The following is a 19,539-nucleotide window of genomic DNA, read 5'->3' as shown; positions in this document are numbered from 1 at the left end:
CCAAGCGCCCCCGACCTCAATGCTGCTTGGCTTGCCTGATCCGCAGCAAAATCACCAGCAACACCAACAACACTGGCGGCGCCATGGCCAATAACCCATCCCGCGCCGTCAGCCCCAACCCCAGCACATTCAGCCCGCCATACAGCAGCTTGAACAGATTCAGCAGGTAGTAGGTGATGGCGATGATCGACAGCCCCTCCACCGCCCGCTGGATCTTTACCTGGGCATCAGCCCGGGCATTGAGGCTGTGCAGAATGCCGGCGTTCTGTTCTTCCATCTCCACTTGCACCCGCGCCTGCAGCAAGTCGCCCAGGTTCGCCACGTTCTTCGCCAATTGTTCCAGCCGCTGCTCGGTGGCCGCGCAGTAGCGCACGGTCGGCTTGAACCGACGCTCGATGAACACCCCCAGGCGCTGACAGTCACCCACATGGCTTTCCCGCAGTTCGCCCAGGCGTTCGAACACCAGTTGTGCATAGGCTTGGGTGGCGCCGAAGCGGTGGCGGGTTTTTACCGTGCGGCTTACAACCTGGCGTGACAGGTGGGCAATGGCTTCCAGCAGTCCTTTGGAATCATGCCCTTCACCCCCGGCACTGCGCTCGGAAAGGGTGACCAGGGTTTTGTCGAAGGCATCCAGTTCCTGGCTCAGGGCCTTGGCCGTGGTCAGGGTGAGCGAGGCCATCATCCGGTACGTCTCGATCTCCAGCAGGCGGCGGATCATGCGGCCCTGGCGGTAGGCATTGAGGCGGCGGTTGATGAACAGGAAGCGGTTGGTGCCGTCCTCGGTCAGGCGGAAGTCACTCCACACCACCGCATCGCCACCACCGACGCACGAGCCGCAGGGGTCTTTGAAACCGTATTGGTGCAGGTCCAGGCCTTGCTCGTCGCGTACCAGCACCTGCACGGCGTTGATCACCTGTGCCGCCTGCGGGGCGATGGCCTCGGCCAGCACGGGTGGCAGGGCTTGCCACTCGGTATCGGCAGCCGTGCAGGGCACTACCAGTGTCAGGGTGAAGAACTCGGTGTGCCGTTCCCACTTGAACGGGTGGCCGTCCAGGCGGGTGATGCCTTGGGCTGCCGTTGCGTCCAGGGCATCCGGGCAGCAGCGTTGCAGCAGGGCTGCACAGGCAGCATCACCGCCGAGCAGGGCCAGGTGGAAGACATGCGCCGGGCCGTCGAAATACAGCGACGGGCGGGCGTGCAGTTCGTTGTGCAAGGCGGTACGTTGAGGGTGCATGGGTGGTCCGGCCTGGTGTTGTGATTGTGGGGGTACCAGGAAGTGGGACTTTGCGGGGGGAGGGGAAAGTCACGCGGGGAGGGTTTGTATCGCGAAAAGGGCCGCAGCGCGGCCCCTGCAGTATCAGCCGAGGCACCGCGTCACATGCTTGACCGACTGGTAGGCCGACAACCCCCAAGGCCCCAGTTCACGGCCGATCCCGCTGCCTTTGGTGCCGCCCCACGAGGTTTCGACGAACACGGCCTGCACCGAGTTGATCCACACATGGCCGACTTCCAGCGCATCGGCCACGCGCTCGGCACGTTCCAGGTCAGCGGAGCAGACGGTGGCTACCAGCCCGAAGCGGCTGTCGTTGGCCTCGGCAATCGCCTGTTCCTCGCTGGCAAACCGCCGTGCACACAGCACCGGCCCAAAGATCTCCTCGCTCCACAGGCGACTGTCTTTTGGCACATCGGCATACAGCGTCGGGCTGACGAACCAGCCGTCCCGGTCCAGCGCCTTGCCACCGGCCAGGCACTGCAAACCTTCCTCGCGTGCGGTGGCAAAGTAGCTCGCCACTTTCAGCCATTGTGCCTGGCTGGTCAGCGGGCCCATGTCGACTTCTTCGGTCAGCGGGTTACCCACCCGCAAGTTTTCCAGTGCCGCCTGCAGGCGCGGCAGCAGCGCATCGGCAATACCGTCCTGCACCAGCAGGCGCGAAGTGGCCGAGCACATTTGCCCGGCGTTCCAGGTGATGCCGGCGACGATCCATTCCACGGCCTGGTCCACATCGCAATCATCGAACACCACGATGGCCGACTTGCCGCCCAGCTCCAGCGTTACCGGCCGGCACTGCGCCGAAGCGCTGCGCATCACCTGGCTACCGACGCTGTTGCTGCCAGTGAACGACAGCTTGTCCAGGCCGTTGTGGTTGCTCAACGCAGCGCCAGTCTCGGCCTTGCCATTGACGATGTTCAGCACGCCAGCCGGCAGGCCCAGGGCATCGGCGATCTGGCCGTAGGCCTGCTCGATCAGTGGGGTGACTTCCGACGGCTTGAGCACAACGGTGCAGCCAGCGGCCAAGGCCGGGGCGAGCTTCCAGGCGCTGGTCACCAGCGGGAAGTTCCACGGCACGATCAGGCCAACCACGCCCACAGGCTCCAGGCGGGTGCGGGCAGTGAAGCCGGGTACGGCCAGCGGCACATCGCGGTTTTTCGAGGGCAGCTGTTCTGCCAGTTCGGCGTAGTAGGTGAAGGTGGCGATGGCGTCATCCAGGTCGATTTCCGCCTCGTGGCGCGGCTTGCCGTTGTTACGAATCTGCAGCGTGATCAACGCTTCGCGGCGCTGCCCGAGCTGTTCGGCAAAGCCGCGCAGGAAGGCTGCACGCTCGCTGGCGCTGGTGCTTTTCCAGGCGGGCAGGGCGCTACGGGCGGCGGCCACGGCCTGGTCGACCTGGGCAACGCTGGCAGCCATGAATTCAGCGAACGGTTGCCCCAGCGCAGGGTCGTTGACGCTGATGCAGTCGCTGCCCTGGCCTTCGACCCAGCGGCCGGCGATATAGTGGGAAGTGGTCATGGTCGGTTTCCAGTCAGGCCATTTCGGCAGTGGTCACGGGCGTGTGCGTGGTGCTTTTGCAACGCACCCAACGCGGGCCTTGAGGGCCATACACGCCAGCAGGTTCAGGGAACAGGTTGAGCAAGAGCAGGTACAGCACGCCAGCCAGCCCCAGGGTGACCGGCAGGCTCAGGTCGATGCCGCCGGCCAGGTCGCCCAGCGGGCCGACGAACTGCCCCGGCAGGTTGACGAAGCACAGGCCGACCGCCGCGCTGGGGATCCACGCCCCCATGCCGCGCCAGTTCCAGCCGTGCAGGAACCAGTAGTGGCCACCACGCTGGCCGCGGGTGAACACCTGCAGGTCATCGGCGTGGTAGAAGCCGCGGCGGGTAATCAGGCCGAGGATCATGATCACCATCCACGGGCTGGTGCAGGTGATGATGAGCACCGCAAAGGTCGACACGCTTTGCACCAGGTTGAAGGTGAAACGGCCGACGAAAATGAAGCCGATCGCCAGTACACCGATCAGCAACGTGGCGCCGGCGCGGCTGAGCAAGCGCGGGAACACGCTGGACATGTCCAGACCGGTGCCATACAGCGCCGTGGTGCCGGTGGACATGCCGCCGATCACCGCAATCAGGCACACCGGCAGGAAGAACCAGGTCGGTGCCACGGCCAGCAGGCCACCTACATAGTTGTTGGCGGCGATGTAGTCCGGTGCCTGGGTTGCAACCAGGGTGGCCGTGCACAGGCCGAAAAGGAACGGAATCAGCGTGGCGCCCTGGGCGGCAATCACGGCCAGCATGATGCGCGCCTTGGGCGTTTCACGCGGGATGTAGCGTGACCAGTCACCCAGGAAGGCGCCGAACGACACCGGGTTGCTCATGGCCAGGATCGCTGCACCGACGAAGGCTGCCCAGAAGCCCGCCTGGCCCAGGTTGACGCTGCCGGCGTAACCGGCATCGAACGGCCCTGCAAAGGCGACGATACCCAGCAGGAACAGCAGGCTCGAAGCCCACACGGCAATCTTGTTGACCCACAGCATGAAGCGGAAGCCGAAGATGCACACCACCAGCACCAGCACCGCGAACAGGCCGTAGGCCAGGCCAAGGGTAAGGTCGGTTTCCGGCAGGCCGGCCAGGCGCTTGGCCCCGCCGATCAAAGCATCGCCCGAGCTCCACACCGACAGCGAGAAGAACGCCACCGCTGTCAGCAGCGACAGGAACGAGCCGACGATACGCCCATGCACGCCAAAGTGTGCGCCTGAAGACACTGCGTTGTTGGTGCCGTTCAGCGCCCCGAACAGGCCCATTGGTGCAAGGATCAGCGCGCCGACGGCAACGCCGAGCAGAATCGCCCACACACCCGCCTGGAACGACAGCCCGAACAGCACCGGGAAGCTGCCCAGCACGGCGGTAGCAAAGGTATTGGCACCGCCGAAGATCAGGCGGAACAGGTCCAGCGGGGAAGCGTCGCGTTGATCGTCGGGGATCTGTTCGACGCCGTTGGTCTCGATACCGGTCGAGTGGCTCATGGTGATGCTCCAGCGCGGTTGTTGTAGCCTGCGCAGTGCGCGGGCCTTCTTGTGGGTGCGATGGCAGGGCGGCAGGGCCGCGTAAAAAGATGATCAGGCCGGCGATACGACCGACAGGTGCTCGTGGCAGGCCAGCCACTGTTCGCCGTGGCGGCGGAACACGATGGTTTCGCGCTCGCTCAACTGGTGTTCTTCACCGGCGATGCGGATATGGGTGGCCACATCGTGCATGAAGATCGCCACATCACCTTGCAGGCTCACCTGGGCATTGCCCGACTCGCAGGCGAGCACGGCAAAACCCTCTGCCTGCCACTGGGCCCAGAGGTCTTCGTAGGCACGGCGCGACAGCAGCGGATGCGGCAAGGTGTGGAAGAGGAAGGTGGCGTCTTCGCTGAAGCAGGCGAAATAGCGGGCGGTATCGTTGCTGGCAAACGCGGCGACGAGGTCGGCGGCCGCCTGCCGTACCTGGAGAGTCTGGTCCACGGGAGTGGCCTCACGGTTTTTGTGATTATGGTGAAGCGATTCTGGTGGCGGTTGGCGAGGGGAAAAATCGCTGGCGGCAAATAATCAGTTCAGGAATTCGTGAAGTGATGGTAGCGGCCAAGTAACCGGCCAAGTAGCCGACCAAGTAGCGCAGAGGCAGCTGATGCCATTTGTCTGCTCCCCTGGCGGACGAGTATTGAAATGCACTCCCATGTAAATAATACTGCTTCCCATTAACACCCTCGCGTAACCCAGCCCCGAGGTACTCCCGTGTCGTCGCTGCCCCATAACGCTCAAGTCGGCGAGCTTTACCGTGGTCATCACTCGTGGTTGCGCGGTTGGCTGTTCAAGCGCCTGGAGTGCCATCACCAGGCTGCCGACCTTGCTCAGGACACCTTCCTGCGCCTGCTGGGGCGTGACACCCTAAACGGCTTGCGCGAACCTCGCGCGTTTCTGGCCACCGTTGCCAAGGGGCTGGTAGTGGATCACTACCGCCGGCTGAGCCTGGAGCGCGCCTGGCTCGACAGCCTGGCGGCACTGCCCGACCCCGAAGCCCCGTCCGCCGAAGCACGGGTGCTGGTGTTGGAAACCCTGGTGGAAATCGACCGCATGCTTGACGGGCTGAAACCCAAGGTGCGCAGCGCCTTCCTGCTGTCGCAGCTCGACGGGCTGACTTATCCACAAATTGCCGAACAGCTTGGGATCTCGCTTAGCTCCGTGCAGCAGTACATGACCCAGGCGTTCGGTCACTGCTACCGGGTGCTGTATTCGTGAGCGCGGCCGAACCGACTGAGCAGGTGGTGGCGCAGGCCATCGACTGGCGCGTGCGCCTCGCCTCGGGGCTGGCCCAGGTGGAAGAGCTGGAAGCTTGCCAGCGCTGGCGTGGGTTGCACCCAACCCATGAGCAGGCCTGGCAACGCCTGGCGGTGTTCGACGGGCGCCTGGGCGCAATGCCGCCGCCACAGGCAAGCCAGGCCCTGCGTTACCGCGACCGGCGCACGGTGCTCAAGGGGCTGGTATTGCTGTTGGGTGGCTCCGCCGTGGTCGGTAGTGCAAGCCTGGGGTTGCGCGGCTCCCCCTGGCTGGCAGGACAGCGCACGGCCATGGGGGAGCGCAGGCGGCTGCAATTGCCTGACGGCGGCTGGTTGCAGATGAACAGTGACACCGCGCTGGACCTGGCCTTCAACAGCCAGCAACGGCGGGTAAAACTGTTGGCTGGCGAGGTAATGATCCAGACCGGCAAGCAGGGGGCGCAGCGGCCATTCTGGGTCGAGACCCCCTTGGGAACCTTGCAGGCATTGGGGACTGGCTTCTCGGTACGGCTGAATGACGACAACGCGTTTCTGGCCGTGGAGGAGGGGGCTGTTGCTGTATGGCCGGGCACCTTGCAGCAACCGGCAGCCGTCATCCACGCCGGGGAGCAGGTACGGTTCGACCGACAAGGGGTATTTGCAACCCAGCCGCTGGACCGCGATGCGCTGGCCTGGCGCGATGGGTACCTGGTGGTTCGGCAATGGCCTTTGGCACGTCTGTGTGTCGAGCTTGGGCGTTATCGCAGCGGAGTGTTGCGCTGCGACCCTGCTGTTGCCGACTTGCAGATTTCTGGCGTATTCCCGCTGGATGAGCCGGACCGGGTGCTGGCGGCATTGGGCCGCAGCCTGCCAGTGCGGGCACGGTACCTAACCCGGTGGTGGGTGACCCTGGAACCGGCCTGACAAGCTCACGCAACGCTCACAGAAAATATTTCAATTTCTTTTGCAGTTTTTTCGCCGTGGCTCGGCCTCCTTGCAATTCCGCTCATGACAACAAGGAACCCCCATGGCGTCGTCCCCGCACACCCCGCTTGCCCGCGCCCTGCGTATCGCCCTGCTGGGCCTTAGCGTCAGCCTGCCCCTGGGCAGCCTGGCGCAGGCCGCGCCCAGCCATCACTTCGAAGTCCCGGCCGGTAGCCTGGAAGGTGCGCTGAACGCCTACGCCCGCCAGGCCGGCGTGCTGTTGAGTTTCGACCCGGCTCTCACGCGTGGCCTGAGCAGTCGCGGCCTGTCGGGTGATTACCCGGTCGATGTGGGCTTCGCCACCTTGCTCGGCAATACCGACCTGGCCGCAGAGGCCAGCAGCGATGGCAGCTGGCGCCTGGTACACGCGACGACCGAAGGTGCTGTCACCTTGCAGGCGCAGACCATTTCCGCCGCAGGGGAAGAGAACCCGCTGGGGCCGGTGGGCAGTTACGTGGCCAAGCGCAGCGTTACCGCCACCAAGACCGACACACCGATTCACGAGACCCCTCAATCGATCTCGGTGGTAACCCGTGAACGCATGGAGGCCCAAGGCGTGCAGTCGGTCAACGAGGCCCTGCGCTATACACCAGGCGTATCCTCCTACGGTGCCAATAACCGCTCCGACTGGTACACGGTGGTACGGGGCTTCTCGCCCACCACTTATCTCGACGGCCTGCAATTACCGACCACTATCAACCTGGCCAGCTGGATGGTCGACCCCTACATGCTTGAACGTGTCGAAGTGCTGCGCGGCCCGGCAGGTGTGCTGTACGGGCAGGGCGATCCGGGCGGGGTGATCAACCAGGTGTCCAAGCGTCCGAGCACAGTCAGCAGTCATGAGATCCAGGCTCAATACGGCACCGATGCGCGCCGCCAGCTGGGCTTCGACAGCACTGGCGCACTGGATGACGAGGGTAGATGGAGCTACCGCTTCACAGCCATCGGCCATGAGGCCAACATCCGCGACACGCCTTGGGAAGACAAACGCCAGGCGATTTCGGCCGCCCTGACCTGGCAGCCTTCCGAAGACACCCGGCTGACGGTAATGGGCAACTACCTGGCCGATGATTCCAACGCCCAGGACAACTTCCTGCCGGCAGTTGGTACTTTGTCCCACTCGCCCTACGGCAAGATCGGCCGCGATACCTTCACTGGCGACAAGCACTTCTCCAAGTACGAGAAGACCCAGTTCAGCCTCGGCTATGAATTCGAAACGCGCCTGAACGACGTCTGGCAGCTGCGCCAGAACCTGCGCTATTCGCACCTGGACCTGAACGACAATATGGTCTTCGGCGTCGGTACCACCGGCTACTACGGCATGGAAGGCGGTGACGATCGTACGTTGCTGCGCTACGCCGGCATCGAGAACCCCAAGTACAGCCGCTGGGCTGTGGATAACCAGGCCCAGGCCGACTTCAGCACGGGCGACATCCGCCACACCTTGCTCATTGGCCTGGATTGGCAACGCCAGCAAACGTCGGACCCGCAGGCCTACGTCCTGACGACCCCTGTCGACCTGTATGGCGGCACGGACTATGGCCCGGTCGACCCCAGCCAGTTCACCCCGGACACCTGGAGCTACAGCCACCAGACTAGCCGGCAAACCGGGCTCTACCTGCAAGACCAGCTGCATTTCGACGACCATTGGGTACTGACCCTGGGTGGCCGCTATGACTGGGCGACGTCCGAAACCCGCAACTGGACCGATGCCGGTTCCGACCCCGAAATACATACCCGCGATGAGGCGTTCAGTGGCCGGGTTGGCCTGGTGTACCTGGCCGATAACGGCCTGGCGCCCTACCTGAGCTACAGCGAAGGCTTTACGCCCAACCCTGGCACCGATGCCAACAACCAGCCATTCGAGCCCACCGAAGCCAAGCAATATGAAGCGGGCATCAAGTACCAGCCGCCGGGCTCGAACAGTTCGGTAACCGCCGCCGTATTCGAGATTACCCAGGACAACGTACTGACCACTGCGCCAGGCAACCCCAACGACAAGGTGCAGACCGGCCAGGTGCGTTCGCGTGGCATCGAGCTGGAAGGGGTGGCCAGCCTGAGCAACGAACTCAACCTGATCGCCTCCTACACCTATCAGGACGTGAAGGTGACCAAGGCCAATGACGAGACCGATGGCAAGACGCCCATCAGCATCCCGACACCGCGCAACCTGGCGTCGGTTTGGGCTGACTACACCTTGCACGACGGCCTGCTCAAGGGCCTGGGTTTTGGCGCCGGGGTGCGCTACACGGGGCGCAACCCGGGAGCACCGGACAACTCGCTGAACGTGCCAGCCTATACCTTGCTGGATGCGGCCGTGCATTACGAAACCGGGCCATGGCGGTTTGCTGTCAATGCCAGCAACCTGGCCGACAAGGAGTATGTGGCGGGTTGTTATGACGCGACCCGATGCATCTACGGCAATGGCCGCACGGTGCTGGGCACGGCGACCTATCGCTGGTAAACGCCGAGCCTGTGGGAGCGGGCTTGCCCGCTCCCACAGGGGTTGTATTGGCTGTGCCACTGAGGGTTGCTGTCATCCGACTGCAACGTTAATTCAGCAACATTTCTGCCATCTCCCCGTGCCTCATGGCGAGTTCGAATGGGCCATCCCGCGCTGCACCTGCCACAGGACCACGACCTGTTCGGCCTGCTCTACGCCTTCCTCTTCCGCCCCGGCCAGCCCGGGCGTGAAATCGATTCGGCGCAGTTGTTGCGCACACTCGGTCAGCCACTGGAGCCCGGCGAGTTTCTGTGGGTACACCTGAACCTGGCCCACGCCGCCTGTGAGCGCTGGTTGCGCACCCATTTGCAGTTGCCCGATGCGTTCTTTGAAACCCTGCGCGAAGGCTCCCGCTCGACCCGCATCGAACACGCCGACTCGGCACTGCTGGCCGTGGTGAACGATGTGGTGTTCAACTTCGGCCTGGTGTCGTCAGACATTTCCACCTTGTGGGCCTGCGCCAGCAGCCAACTGCTGGTGAGTGCGCGCTTGCAGCCCTTGCATTCGGTGGACAAGCTGCGCTCGTCGGTCAAGCAGGGCGAGCGTTTCCATTCGTCCATCGAGCTGCTGGTGCACCTGCTGCGCGACCAGGGTGATGTACTGACCCAGATCGTGCGCGAAACCACCACCAGCGTCGACCGCATCGAAGACCAGTTGCTGTCCCAGCGCCTGAGCGACAACCGCGCCGAGCTGGGCAGCATGCGCCGGGTGCTGGTGCGCCTGCAGCGCCTGCTGGCGCTGGAGCCGGGGGCGCTGCTGCGCCTGCTCAACCGCCCGCCCGAGTGGTTGCAGGAACAGGATATTCGCCAGCTGCGCGCGGCCACGGAAGAGTTCACCCTGGTGATCAGTGACCTCACCGCCCTGGGCGAGCGGATCAAGCTGTTGCAGGAAGAAATCGCCGCCAAGCTCAACGAGCAGACCAACCGCACCCTGTTCACCCTGACCGTGGTCACCGTGCTGGCGCTGCCAATCAACATCATCGCCGGCTTCTTCGGCATGAACGTCGGCGGTGTACCGCTGGCAGAAAACCCCCATGGCTTCTGGGTGCTCGTGGCCCTGGTGGCGACCTTTACCGTGCTGGTGGGGCGCTGGGCGTTTCGCAAACGGCGGGAGTACTGACCCGACGGAACCCGACCGACGGCCTCCAGCCCCTTGCATCCTTGCCTACGCTGATACTCCCAACCCGCTGAAGCAAGGAGATCCGCCATGGCCTTCCAATACAAGCGTCTGGACAAGAACAACGCTGCGGTGCTGCTGGTCGACCATCAGACCGGCCTGCTCTCGCTGGTAAGGGATATCGACCCCGACCGCTTCAAGAACAACGTGCTGGCCCTGTCCGACCTGGCCAAATACTTCAAGCTGCCGACCATCCTCACCACCAGCTTCGAGACTGGCCCCAACGGCCCGCTGGTGCCGGAGCTGAAAGAACAGTTCCCCGACGCCCCCTACATTGCACGCCCCGGCAACATCAACGCCTGGGACAACGAAGACTTCGTCAAGGCGGTAAAAGCCACTGGCAAGAAGCAGCTGCTGATTGCCGGTGTGGTCACCGAAGTGTGCGTGGCCTTCCCGGCACTGTCGGCGCTGGAGGAGGGCTTCGAGGTGTTCGTCGTCACTGACGCCTCCGGCACCTTCAACGAACTCACCCGCGACTCCGCCTGGCGGCGCATGGAGGCTGCCGGTGCACAGTTGATGACCTGGTTCGGCGTGGCCTGTGAGCTGCACCGTGACTGGCGCAATGACATTGAAGGGCTGGGCACCCTGTTCTCCAACCATATTCCGGATTACCGCAACCTGATGACCAGCTACAACAAGTTGGCCAAGTAGGTTTTTTGGGGGCTGCACTGCAGCCCCCTTCAACCGGCAAGCGAAGCGGCAAACCGTCATGAATCGACCATACTGACTCTTCATTCCCCTTCAGGAGAGTGTCATGTCGAAGCCGTCCAGGAAGAAACCCACCCAGGAAATACCAGAAAAGCTGGGCGGCAAGGCCTATGAAAAAGCGCTCAAACACCTGCATGTAGAGCTGGTGAAGCTACAGGAGTGGGTGGTCGCCAAGGGCCTGAAGGTGTGTATCGTCTTCGAAGGCCGTGACGGTGCCGGCAAGGGTGGCACCATCAAGGCCATCACCGAGCGCGTCAGCCCACGGGTGTTCCGCGTGGTGGCACTGCCCGCACCGACCGAGCGAGAGAAGACCCAGATGTACCTGCAGCGCTACCTGGGCCATCTGCCCGCTGCGGGCGAAGTGGTGATCTTCGACCGCAGCTGGTACAACCGCGCCGGGGTCGAGCGGGTCATGGGCTTCTGTTCTGGCGAGCAAGTGGACAAGTTTCTGACCGGTGTGCCCGTGTTCGAAAAGGTCATGGTCGAGTCGGGGATCATCCTCATCAAGTACTGGCTTGAAGTCAGCGCCGAAGAGCAGACCCGGCGCCTGCAGGACCGCATCAATGACGGCCGCAAGCTGTGGAAGCTGTCGCCGATGGACCTCAAGTCGTACACCCGCTGGGATGACTACACCCAGGCACGTGACGACATGTTCCAGGCGTCGGATACCGCCTGGGCACCGTGGTTCATGGCCCATTCCAACGACAAACGGCGCGCCCGGCTGAACATCATCAGCCATCTGCTTGGCCGCATTCCCTACAAGGACATCACCCGCGACCAGCTGGTGAAGCTGCCCAAACGCGGCAAGATCGGCAAGTACAAGGCTGTGGCCTATCCGTTCAAGGTCGTCGAAGAACGCTTCTGACCCCCTCCCTGCGGGGAGTTGCGAAGGTACGAGCTCATGCCACATGACGGCAGCCTGTTGCAGGCGACGGTGGTGTTCCTGTTGGCCGTGGTGCTTCTGGTACCGCTGGCACAGCGCCTGAAAATGGGGGCGGTACCGGGTTACCTGCTGGCGGGCATCCTGATTGGTCCTTCGGTGCTTGGCCTGCTCGACAACCCGGACAACGTGGCGCGGCTGTCGGAAATGGGCGTGGTCATGCTGCTGTTCGTGATTGGCCTTGAGCTCTCACCCCGGCGTCTGTGGACCATGCGCCGGGCGCTGTTTGGCGTCGGCAGCTTGCAGGTGGGGCTGACTGCGGTGCTGCTTGGGCTGCTGGCGTACTGGCTGTTCGACCAATCGAAACCCGCTGCCATCGTGCTGGGCCTGGGCCTTGCGCTGTCGTCCACCGCCTTTGGCTTGCAGGTACTGGCCGAGCGCAAGGACCTGGGCAAGCCGCACGGTCGCCTGGCGGTGGCCATCCTGCTGTTTCAGGACATTGCCGCCATTCCCTTGATTGCCGTGGTGCCGCTGCTCGGGGGCGATGTCAGCACCGCCGACGAAGGGGCCTGGCCACTGCTGGCAGTGGCTGTCGGCATAGGCGTGCTGATTGTCTTTGGTCGCTATCTGTTGACCCCGGTATTCAAGTGGACGGTGGGTTCGGGCTTGCCCGAGCTGTCGACGGCCACGGCCTTGCTGGTAGTGCTGGGCACCGCCTGGCTGATGGAGCACGTGGGCGTGTCGATGGCACTGGGGGCATTTCTGGCCGGCGTGCTGATGGCCGAGTCGCCATTTCGCCACGAACTGGAAACCCAGATCGAGCCGCTCAAAGGCCTGCTGCTGGGGCTGTTCTTCGTTGGCGTGGGCATGAGTGCCGACCTGCGCCTGCTGTTTGGCATGCCACTGATGGTATTAGGCCTGACCGTGTTGCTGGTCGCCATCAAGCTGCCCTTGCTGTATGGCCTCGGGCGTACGGTTGGCGGGCTCAACAAGGCCCAGGCGTTGTGCCTGGGCGTGGTGCTGGCCTCGGGGGGCGAGTTTGCCTTCGTGGTGTTCAAGCTGGCGCTGGAACATCAAGTGCTGACTCGGCAGGTGCATGACGTGCTGGTGCTGGCCATTACCTTGTCGATGGCAGTGGTACCGCTGGTGATGATGGCTTTGGCGCAGCAGTTACGAGACGACAGCCCCGTGCAGGCCACCCCGGAAACGAGCGACTGAACCGTGGCACATGACGAACCGAATGTTCGGAGGTGAAGCATGCAACCGGGTATCAAGCTGGACAGCGCCCTGTCGCGGGGCTTGCTCGATGTGCTGATCAAAGCCGGCCTGGTGGCTGCCTTGGTGATCTTTGCCTTTCAGGTGTTTCAGCCATTTCTGGAGCTGATGCTGTGGGCGGTTATCCTGGCGGTCACCCTGTACCCGTTGCATTGCCGCCTGCAGCGCCGTACCGGCCTCAAGCAGGGGTATGCGGCGGCGCTGGTGGTGGTGCTGGTACTGGTGGTGCTGCTGGTGCCGATCTACCTGGTGGTGATGTCCATCGGCGAATCGGTGGACAGCCTGGTGACGTTGCTCAAAAGCGGAGCCTGGAGCGTGCCGACCCCACCTGACGCCGTGGCGGCCTGGCCACTGATCGGGCCGAAGGTGCATGCCCTTTGGTTGGCGGCCTCCGAAAACATGGCCAGTGTGCTGAACCAGTGGATGCCCCAGCTCAAGGGCGCCGGGCGCACGGTGCTGGGTGCTGCGGCCAGTGCCGGGGGAGCCTTTTTGCTGTTCATCGGTGCGATCATCATCTCCGGGGTGATCATGGCCTTTGGTGACCGTGGTGAAATCGCGGCACAGCGCATCGCCATGCGGGTGTCGGGTGAGGAGCGGGGCAAGCCATTGGCCAAGTTGTGCACCGCGACCATTCGTGCGGTGGCCCAGGGTGTGATCGGCATTGCGTTCATCCAGATGCTGCTGATCGGCGTCGGCTTCGTGGTCAAAGGGGTGCCAGGGGCCGGCATGCTGGCCATCGTCATCCTCATGCTGGGGATTGCCCAGGCGCCCGCTACCCTTGTCACGGTGCCGGTGATCATCTATGTGTTCAACGTCGAAGGCTTTACTGCCGCGACTATCGTGTTTGCCATCTACACCTTCGTTGCCGGGCTGGCCGACAACGTGCTCAAACCGCTGTTGCTGGGGCGAGGGGTGGACGTGCCGATGCCGGTGGTGCTGATCGGGGCGCTGGGCGGCATGGTGGTCAAAGGGATCATCGGCTTGTTCATCGGCCCGGTGATCCTTGGCGTCACCTACGTGTTGTTCTGGCAATGGGTTGCACTGCAGGTGCCGGAGCAACCGGCACCACCTGCTGCCTGAGCCAGGGGCTGCCATGCCCACGCACGGCTATGGTCTGGGGCTGCTGGTAGTGCTGGCCGGCTGCACCCAGGTTGGCCCGGATTTCGAAAAGCCCCAGGCCCCTTGGCTGGCCGGCTGGAGCACGCCTTTGCTGGAGCAGGCAGGGCGCAGCGCTGCGGCGCCCGACCTGCGCCGCTGGTGGACGGTGTTCGCCGACCCAATGCTGGACGCGCTGATTGCCGAGGCCGATGCCCACAACACCAACCTTCGCGTGGCAGGCCTGCGCATCGCCGAAGCCCGGGCCCAGCTGGCCATCGTGCAGACCGGGCGTTATCCACAGTTGCAACAGTTGAGCGCGCAGAGCCTGTACCTGAAGCAAGACCAGTCCGGCGCTGCAGCCGCGCGCGACTCGGTGTTCTGGCAATCCAGCGTGGGCTTCGACATCGGTTGGGAAATTGACTTCTGGGGGCGCTTCAGCCGCGCCATCGAAAGCGCAGATGCGGCCTACTTCGTTTCCCAGGCCAATTACGCCGATGCCATGCTGCTGTTGCGTGCACAAGTGGCCGACACCTACTTCGCCCTGCGTACCGCCGAGGCACGGCTGGATATCGCGCGCGAGAACGCCGAGCGTCAGGCGCGTAGCCTGGAGATCACCGAGCGGTTGTTCCGCCATGGCGAAAATGACGAACTCGACTGGCAGCAGGCGCGCACCCAATACCTGGCGACCCTGGCCACCATCCCCGAATTCGAAAACCAGCTCAACGCCCTGCGCAACGTGCTGTGCTCGCTGCTGGGCCGCCCGCCCGGGCCGCTGCCGCAGCTGGAGGCCGGCCATGGCCAGCTGCCATTGCCAGACCGCGCCGTGCTTCAGGACGTACCGGCCAACCTCTTGCAGCGCCGCCCGGACATCCGCGCCGCCGAGCAGGCGGTGGCGGCGCAGTCGGCGCTGGTCGGGGTTGCCGAGGCCGATCTTTATCCACAGCTGAGCCTGCTGGGCAGCATTGGCTGGACCTTTTTATCCGCCAGTCACCTGCCCGACACCTTCGACCTGGCTGCTGGCCCGAGCCTGATCTGGAACCCGTTCGACTATGGCCGGCGCAAGAATGCCGTGCGCGTAGAGGATGCCCGCTTGCAGCAACTGATCGAGCTGTACCAGCAAAACGTGCGCGAAGCGGCCCGTGAAGCCGACGATGCCGCCAGCGGGCTTGTCCGCTCGCTGCAGAGCGCAACCATTCGCGACCAGGCCTCGCAGGCTGCGCAGCGTTCGCTGAACCTGGCCAGCTCGCAGTACCGCGAAGGCTTTGCCGACTTCCAGCGCGTGCTCGATGCCCAGCAACTGCTGTTGCAGCAACAGGACGGTTACCTGGTCAGCCGTGGCAACGCAGTCAGCAGCCTGGTGACCTTGTACAAGGCCTTGGGCGGTGGCTGGGATGCCCGCCGCGCACCGATCGACCCGGCCACCCGCCAACGCATGCAGCACCGCACCGACTGGGGCGAGCTGCTCGACGAGCCAGCCCCCACCGCACATGCACAAGGTGAAAACCAATGAGCGACAGCACGCCTACGCCACCTCCGTCGGCCCCTGATCGCGGCATGCGCTGGGTGCTGCTGCTGATTGCCGTGAGCCTGCTCTGGTACCTGCTGGCCGACCGCTTTACGCCGTACACCCAGCAGGCCCGCCTGCAGGCGTACGTGGTCCCGGTGGCCGCCGAAGTGGCCGGGCAGATCAAGCGTGTGGCAGTCGGCAACAACCAGGAGGTGCGCCAGGGCGATGTGCTGTTCGAACTCGATCAGGAGCAGTACCGCATTGCCTTGGCCCGCGCCGAAGCCGACCTCGAAACCGTGCGCCGTCAGATCGGTGCCAGTACCGCCGGCATCGACTCGGCCCAGGCCGCGCTCGTGGCCGCCCAGGCCAACGCACGCAAGGCCCGGCAGGACGCCGAGCGGCTCAAGCGCCTGATCGATGAGGACCCCGGCACGGTATCGGTACGTCGCCTGGAAGGCGCCCAGGCTACCCGCGACCAGGCCATCAGCCAGGTGGCGGCGGCCCGTGCGGAGGTGGAGCGGGCCCGTGAGCAGCAGGGCGGGGCGCAGGAGGACAACGCCCAGCTGCGCAGTGCGGCGGCCAATGTCGAAAAGGCTCGGCTTGACTTGGCGCGCACGGTGGTGCGCGCTGATGCGAATGGCCTGATCACCGACCTGCGCACTGACGTTGGGCATTATGTCGGGGCTGGTAGCCCGATGATGACGCTGATCAGTATCCACGACGTGTGGATAAGTGCCGACATGACCGAGAACAACCTCGGCCGCCTGCGCCCCGACACCCCGGTGCTGGTGGTGCTCGATGCGCTGCCCGGTATCGTGTTGAAGGGGCGTGTTCGCAGCATTGGCTACGGCGTGAGCGTGGGCCAGGGCACCCCGCCGGGTACGTTGCCGACCGTTCAGAACAGCCGCGAGTGGCTGCGTTCGGCACAGCGCTTTCCGGTGATCGTCGAGCTTGAGCGCGACCAACTTCAGGACAAGACCGTGCTGCGGGTCGGCGGCCAGGCCGAGGTCATGGCCTTGCCCGGCGAAGGCAACCCGCTGAACCTGCTGGGCCGGTTGTTCATGTGGCTGATGAGCTGGCTGTCGTATGCCTATTGAGTTGCGCCGCCTGCGGGCCCTGCGCCTGGCCTGGGGCGTGGCGCTGTGCCTGGTGGTCAGTTTCGGCATCGGCCTGCCCGTGCCGATCCTGGCACCGGTGTTCGCCGTGCTGTTGCTGGCCATGCGCAGCCAGCCATTGCCGTTGCGAGCGGCACCCGCCTTGGCGGTACTGGTGCTGCTCGCGTGTGGCAGCGGGTTGTTGCTGATTCCACTGTTGCGTCACGCCCCGGTCAGCGGAGTGTTGCTGGTGGGCGTGGGCGTTTTTCTCACGTTGCGCTATGCCTTGATGGGTGGCAACGGCCTGCTGGCCAACTTGCTGATAGTCGGCCTGACGATGATTGCTGCTGCGGGTACCAGCGACTTCACCTTGGCCCTCTCGGTGGTCGAAGCGCTGGCCAAAGGCATGTTGCTTGCGGTGCTGGGCACGGCCTTGGCGCATGTGCTGTTTCCCGAACCTGCCAATGCGCCGGCACAGCCGGTACCGCCGCTGCTGGGGCGCGCGCATGTCAGCTGGGTAGCGTTGCGCGCCACGTTGATTGTGATGCCGGCCTTCCTGCTGGCGCTGATTGCCCCGGACCAGTACATGCCGCTGATCATGAAGGCCGTGAGTGTGGGGCAACAGGCCGGCGAAACCCGCGCGCGGCACGCCAGCCGTGAACTGGTTGGCTCAACGTTGCTCGCCGGGTTGCTGGCGATACTGATGTGGGGAGCGTTGAGCCTGTTCGTGCACCTGTGGATGTTTTTTCTGTGGGTGCTGCTGTTCGCGCTCTGGCAGGCGCGGCGGCTGTATCAAGTGGTGCAGAACCGGCAGAGCCCGGCGTACTGGGTGAGCTGCCTGACGACGCTGTTGATCCTGCTGGGGCAGTCGGTGCAGGACAGTGCTGGCGGGCAGGATGTGTACAAGGCGTTTGCGGTGCGCATGGCACTGTTTCTGGCGGTGTCGGTGTATGCCAGTGCCATGCTGATCTGGATTGATCGGCGCCGGGTTCGGGCTGCCTAGGGTTGCCAGTCAACCCCGCTCTCATCCAGGTAGGCATCCACCGCCGCGCCCACCGTTGGATGAAAGGCTTTCTCCCCCATATGCTGGAACAACCCGAACCGCCGCATCTTGTCCTTCACCGGGTCCTTCATCTCGGCAAACTGCAACTCCACCCCCCGTGCCTCCAGCGCCCGGTCCAGCTCGGCCAGCATGTCGGCCGAAGTGATGTCGATACTGGTCACTGGCTCCGCCGCGATGATCAGCCGCTGCACCGGTGTAGGCGACGCGTCCACTGCCGCCATCACTGTGCTCTGGAACTGCTCGGCGTTGGCGAAGAACAGCGGCGCGTCCCAGCGCAGCAGCACCAACCCTGGAATGCGTCGGGCCTGTGGATAACGCTGCACATCATGGTAGCCCCGCGTGCCATCCACCCGCCCCAGTACCGCATGGTGCGGCCGCCAACCGTCCCACAGAAACTCGATCACTGCGATGGCCACGGCGATGCAGATACCGGGAATAGCGCCAAATACGGCTACGCCGACAAAGCAGGTGAACGACAGCCAGAACTCCCACTGCTGCATGCGGAATATACGTTTGAGGTCGGTGAACTCGAACAGGCCCAGTGCGGCGGCAATCACCACGGCGGCCAAGGTACTGTTGGGCAGGTGCTGCATCAGATTGGGCGCCACCAGCAGCAACAGGGTGACCGCCAGCGCGCCGATAATACCGGTGAGCTGGGTTTGCGAGCCGGCTGCCTCGGCCACTGGCGTGCGCGATGAACTGCTGCTGATCGGAATACCCTGGAACAGCCCCGAAGCCAGGTTGGCTATACCCAGGCCGAACATTTCCTGGTTCGGGTTGACCGGCATTTTCAGGCGTGCGGCATAGGAGCGCGACAGCACACTGGTGTCGGCGAACGACACCAGCGCTACTGCGATGCCACCGAGCAGCACCTCCACCAGGTCGATGTCGCTGACCCAGGGCAAGACAAAACCGGGCAGCCCTTGGGGCAACTCGCCGAGCACCTTCACGCCTTGCTGGTCGAGCCCCAGCAGGCTCACCGCCAGCGTGGCCAGCACCACGGCAATGAGGATGCCCGGTACCCGCTTGAAGGGCTTGAGCAAAAGGATCAGCACCAGGCTGCCACCACCGACCATGAAGCTTGGCCAATGCCCTTGGCCGGCAAGCAAGGCCTGAATCAGGTTCCAGATATCTCGTAGCGGTCCTTGGCTGTCCACCGACAGGCCGAACAGCTTGGGCAGTTGGCTGATCAACACCGTGAGGGCGATACCGTTCATGTACCCATAGCGGATCGGCTTGGACAGCAACTCGGTGATGAAGCCCAGGCGCAGCAGCCCGGCAATCACACAGAACGCCCCGGCGACCAGCGCCATCATGCTGGCGATGGCGATTGCCCGCTGCGGGTCGCTGGCGGCGTACTGCACCACCACCGCCAGGATCGGCGCGGCCAGTGCCGAGTCCGGGCCCAGCACGAGGATGCGGCTGGGGCCGAACAGGGCATAGGCCAGCAGGGGAATGATGGTGGCATACAGGCCATAGATGCCGGGCACGCCAGACGCTTCAGCGTAGGCAATGCCTACGGGTACCAGCATGGTGGTGAGCACCAGGCCGGCGGCGATGTCCTTGGCCAGCCAGGCTGGCTTGTAGTGGAGCAGGGTGACCAGGCCGGGTAACCAGCGTTGCCAGTCGAAGCGAGTGGGTTCGGGCATGGTGCGGGCTCTGGGGGAGGAGGGTGC

16 protein-coding genes are annotated in these 19,539 nt (G+C 64.2%); 11 read left to right on the top strand and 5 right to left on the bottom strand.

Annotation, left to right across the window (positions count from 1 at the left end; all coding sequences use genetic code 11):
• Positions 1 to 16: 16 nt before the first annotated feature.
• The 4 genes from N436_RS05650 to N436_RS05635 form a co-directional block, all read right to left on the bottom strand.
• On the bottom strand, positions 17 to 1,234 hold the full coding sequence (locus N436_RS05650; protein ID WP_110740584.1) for a DUF3422 domain-containing protein: 1,218 nt from the start codon (positions 1,232 to 1,234) through the stop codon (positions 17 to 19).
• A 123-nt stretch (positions 1,235 to 1,357) separates the two neighbouring features.
• On the bottom strand, positions 1,358 to 2,788 hold the full coding sequence (locus N436_RS05645) for an aldehyde dehydrogenase family protein (RefSeq protein ID WP_110740583.1): 1,431 nt from the start codon (positions 2,786 to 2,788) through the stop codon (positions 1,358 to 1,360).
• A gap of 13 nt (positions 2,789 to 2,801) precedes the next feature.
• A complete protein-coding gene (locus N436_RS05640) occupies positions 2,802 to 4,301 on the bottom strand; it encodes a cytosine permease (RefSeq protein ID WP_105945602.1) in 1,500 nt (499 codons plus the stop codon).
• Positions 4,302 to 4,394: 93 nt separating this feature from the next.
• Positions 4,395 to 4,784 (bottom strand): nuclear transport factor 2 family protein, encoded by a 390-nt coding sequence (locus tag N436_RS05635; protein ID WP_105945603.1) that lies wholly within the window; start codon positions 4,782 to 4,784, stop codon positions 4,395 to 4,397.
• 270 nt (positions 4,785 to 5,054) lie between these two features.
• Here N436_RS05635 and N436_RS05630 point away from each other — a divergent pair, with 270 nt between their 5' ends.
• From N436_RS05630 to N436_RS05580, 11 genes are all read left to right on the top strand, one after another.
• Complete coding sequence (locus N436_RS05630) at positions 5,055 to 5,558, top strand: sigma-70 family RNA polymerase sigma factor (protein WP_105945604.1); 504 nt, start codon at positions 5,055 to 5,057, stop codon at positions 5,556 to 5,558.
• Positions 5,555 to 6,499: a FecR domain-containing protein gene (locus N436_RS05625; protein ID WP_105945605.1), complete on the top strand. Its 945-nt coding sequence runs from the start codon at positions 5,555 to 5,557 to the stop codon at positions 6,497 to 6,499. The genes N436_RS05630 and N436_RS05625 overlap by 4 nt, the downstream gene beginning before the upstream one ends.
• Positions 6,500 to 6,602: 103 nt before the next feature.
• The gene (locus tag N436_RS05620) at positions 6,603 to 9,023 is read left to right on the top strand and encodes a TonB-dependent siderophore receptor (RefSeq protein WP_110740582.1); all 2,421 of its coding nucleotides are present in this window, start codon (positions 6,603 to 6,605) and stop codon (positions 9,021 to 9,023) included.
• A gap of 138 nt (positions 9,024 to 9,161) precedes the next feature.
• On the top strand, positions 9,162 to 10,181 hold the full coding sequence (locus N436_RS05615; RefSeq protein WP_110740581.1) for a transporter: 1,020 nt from the start codon (positions 9,162 to 9,164) through the stop codon (positions 10,179 to 10,181).
• An 87-nt stretch (positions 10,182 to 10,268) separates the two neighbouring features.
• Positions 10,269 to 10,889: an isochorismate family cysteine hydrolase YcaC gene (gene ycaC, locus N436_RS05610; RefSeq protein WP_010951959.1), complete on the top strand. Its 621-nt coding sequence runs from the start codon at positions 10,269 to 10,271 to the stop codon at positions 10,887 to 10,889.
• 103 nt (positions 10,890 to 10,992) lie between these two features.
• Positions 10,993 to 11,811 (top strand): polyphosphate kinase 2, encoded by an 819-nt coding sequence (ppk2, locus tag N436_RS05605; RefSeq protein WP_110740580.1) that lies wholly within the window; start codon positions 10,993 to 10,995, stop codon positions 11,809 to 11,811.
• A gap of 36 nt (positions 11,812 to 11,847) precedes the next feature.
• A complete protein-coding gene (locus N436_RS05600) occupies positions 11,848 to 13,044 on the top strand; it encodes a monovalent cation:proton antiporter-2 (CPA2) family protein (protein WP_110740579.1) in 1,197 nt (398 codons plus the stop codon).
• Between the two features lie 39 nt (positions 13,045 to 13,083).
• Positions 13,084 to 14,181, top strand: coding sequence for an AI-2E family transporter (locus tag N436_RS05595; protein WP_110740578.1), 1,098 nt, complete (start codon positions 13,084 to 13,086; stop codon positions 14,179 to 14,181).
• A 13-nt stretch (positions 14,182 to 14,194) separates the two neighbouring features.
• On the top strand, positions 14,195 to 15,709 hold the full coding sequence (locus N436_RS05590; protein ID WP_110740577.1) for an efflux transporter outer membrane subunit: 1,515 nt from the start codon (positions 14,195 to 14,197) through the stop codon (positions 15,707 to 15,709).
• On the top strand, positions 15,706 to 16,803 hold the full coding sequence (locus N436_RS05585; protein WP_110740576.1) for an HlyD family secretion protein: 1,098 nt from the start codon (positions 15,706 to 15,708) through the stop codon (positions 16,801 to 16,803). The genes N436_RS05590 and N436_RS05585 overlap by 4 nt, the downstream gene beginning before the upstream one ends.
• Positions 16,793 to 17,803, top strand: a complete 1,011-nt coding sequence (locus tag N436_RS05580) for a DUF2955 domain-containing protein (RefSeq protein WP_105945613.1) — start codon at positions 16,793 to 16,795, stop codon at positions 17,801 to 17,803. Before N436_RS05585 ends, N436_RS05580 begins: the two co-directional genes overlap by 11 nt.
• Here N436_RS05580 and N436_RS05575 read toward each other — a convergent pair.
• A complete protein-coding gene (locus tag N436_RS05575) occupies positions 17,800 to 19,512 on the bottom strand; it encodes a SulP family inorganic anion transporter (RefSeq protein WP_110740575.1) in 1,713 nt (570 codons plus the stop codon). The genes N436_RS05580 and N436_RS05575 overlap by 4 nt on opposite strands.
• Between the last annotated feature and the right edge of the window lie 27 nt (positions 19,513 to 19,539).

This window comes from Pseudomonas sp. RV120224-01b (assembly GCF_003208145.1).
In the GTDB taxonomy this organism is placed as follows: Bacteria; Pseudomonadota; Gammaproteobacteria; order Pseudomonadales; family Pseudomonadaceae; genus Aquipseudomonas; species Aquipseudomonas monteilii.
Note: the sequence above shows the minus strand (reverse complement) of the source record. Positions and strands in the feature narration are given on the sequence as shown.

Coding starts and splice junctions, on each gene's coding strand:
- N436_RS05650 (WP_110740584.1), bottom strand. CDS start 1,234: ATGCACCCTCAACGTACCGCCTTGCACAACGAACTGCACGCCCGCCCG.
- N436_RS05645 (WP_110740583.1), bottom strand. CDS start 2,788: ATGACCACTTCCCACTATATCGCCGGCCGCTGGGTCGAAGGCCAGGGC.
- N436_RS05640 (WP_105945602.1), bottom strand. CDS start 4,301: ATGAGCCACTCGACCGGTATCGAGACCAACGGCGTCGAACAGATCCCC.
- N436_RS05620 (WP_110740582.1), top strand. CDS start 6,603: ATGGCGTCGTCCCCGCACACCCCGCTTGCCCGCGCCCTGCGTATCGCC.
- N436_RS05615 (WP_110740581.1), top strand. CDS start 9,162: ATGGGCCATCCCGCGCTGCACCTGCCACAGGACCACGACCTGTTCGGC.
- ycaC (WP_010951959.1), top strand. CDS start 10,269: ATGGCCTTCCAATACAAGCGTCTGGACAAGAACAACGCTGCGGTGCTG.
- ppk2 (WP_110740580.1), top strand. CDS start 10,993: ATGTCGAAGCCGTCCAGGAAGAAACCCACCCAGGAAATACCAGAAAAG.
- N436_RS05600 (WP_110740579.1), top strand. CDS start 11,848: ATGCCACATGACGGCAGCCTGTTGCAGGCGACGGTGGTGTTCCTGTTG.
- N436_RS05595 (WP_110740578.1), top strand. CDS start 13,084: ATGCAACCGGGTATCAAGCTGGACAGCGCCCTGTCGCGGGGCTTGCTC.
- N436_RS05590 (WP_110740577.1), top strand. CDS start 14,195: ATGCCCACGCACGGCTATGGTCTGGGGCTGCTGGTAGTGCTGGCCGGC.
- N436_RS05585 (WP_110740576.1), top strand. CDS start 15,706: ATGAGCGACAGCACGCCTACGCCACCTCCGTCGGCCCCTGATCGCGGC.
- N436_RS05580 (WP_105945613.1), top strand. CDS start 16,793: ATGCCTATTGAGTTGCGCCGCCTGCGGGCCCTGCGCCTGGCCTGGGGC.
- N436_RS05575 (WP_110740575.1), bottom strand. CDS start 19,512: ATGCCCGAACCCACTCGCTTCGACTGGCAACGCTGGTTACCCGGCCTG.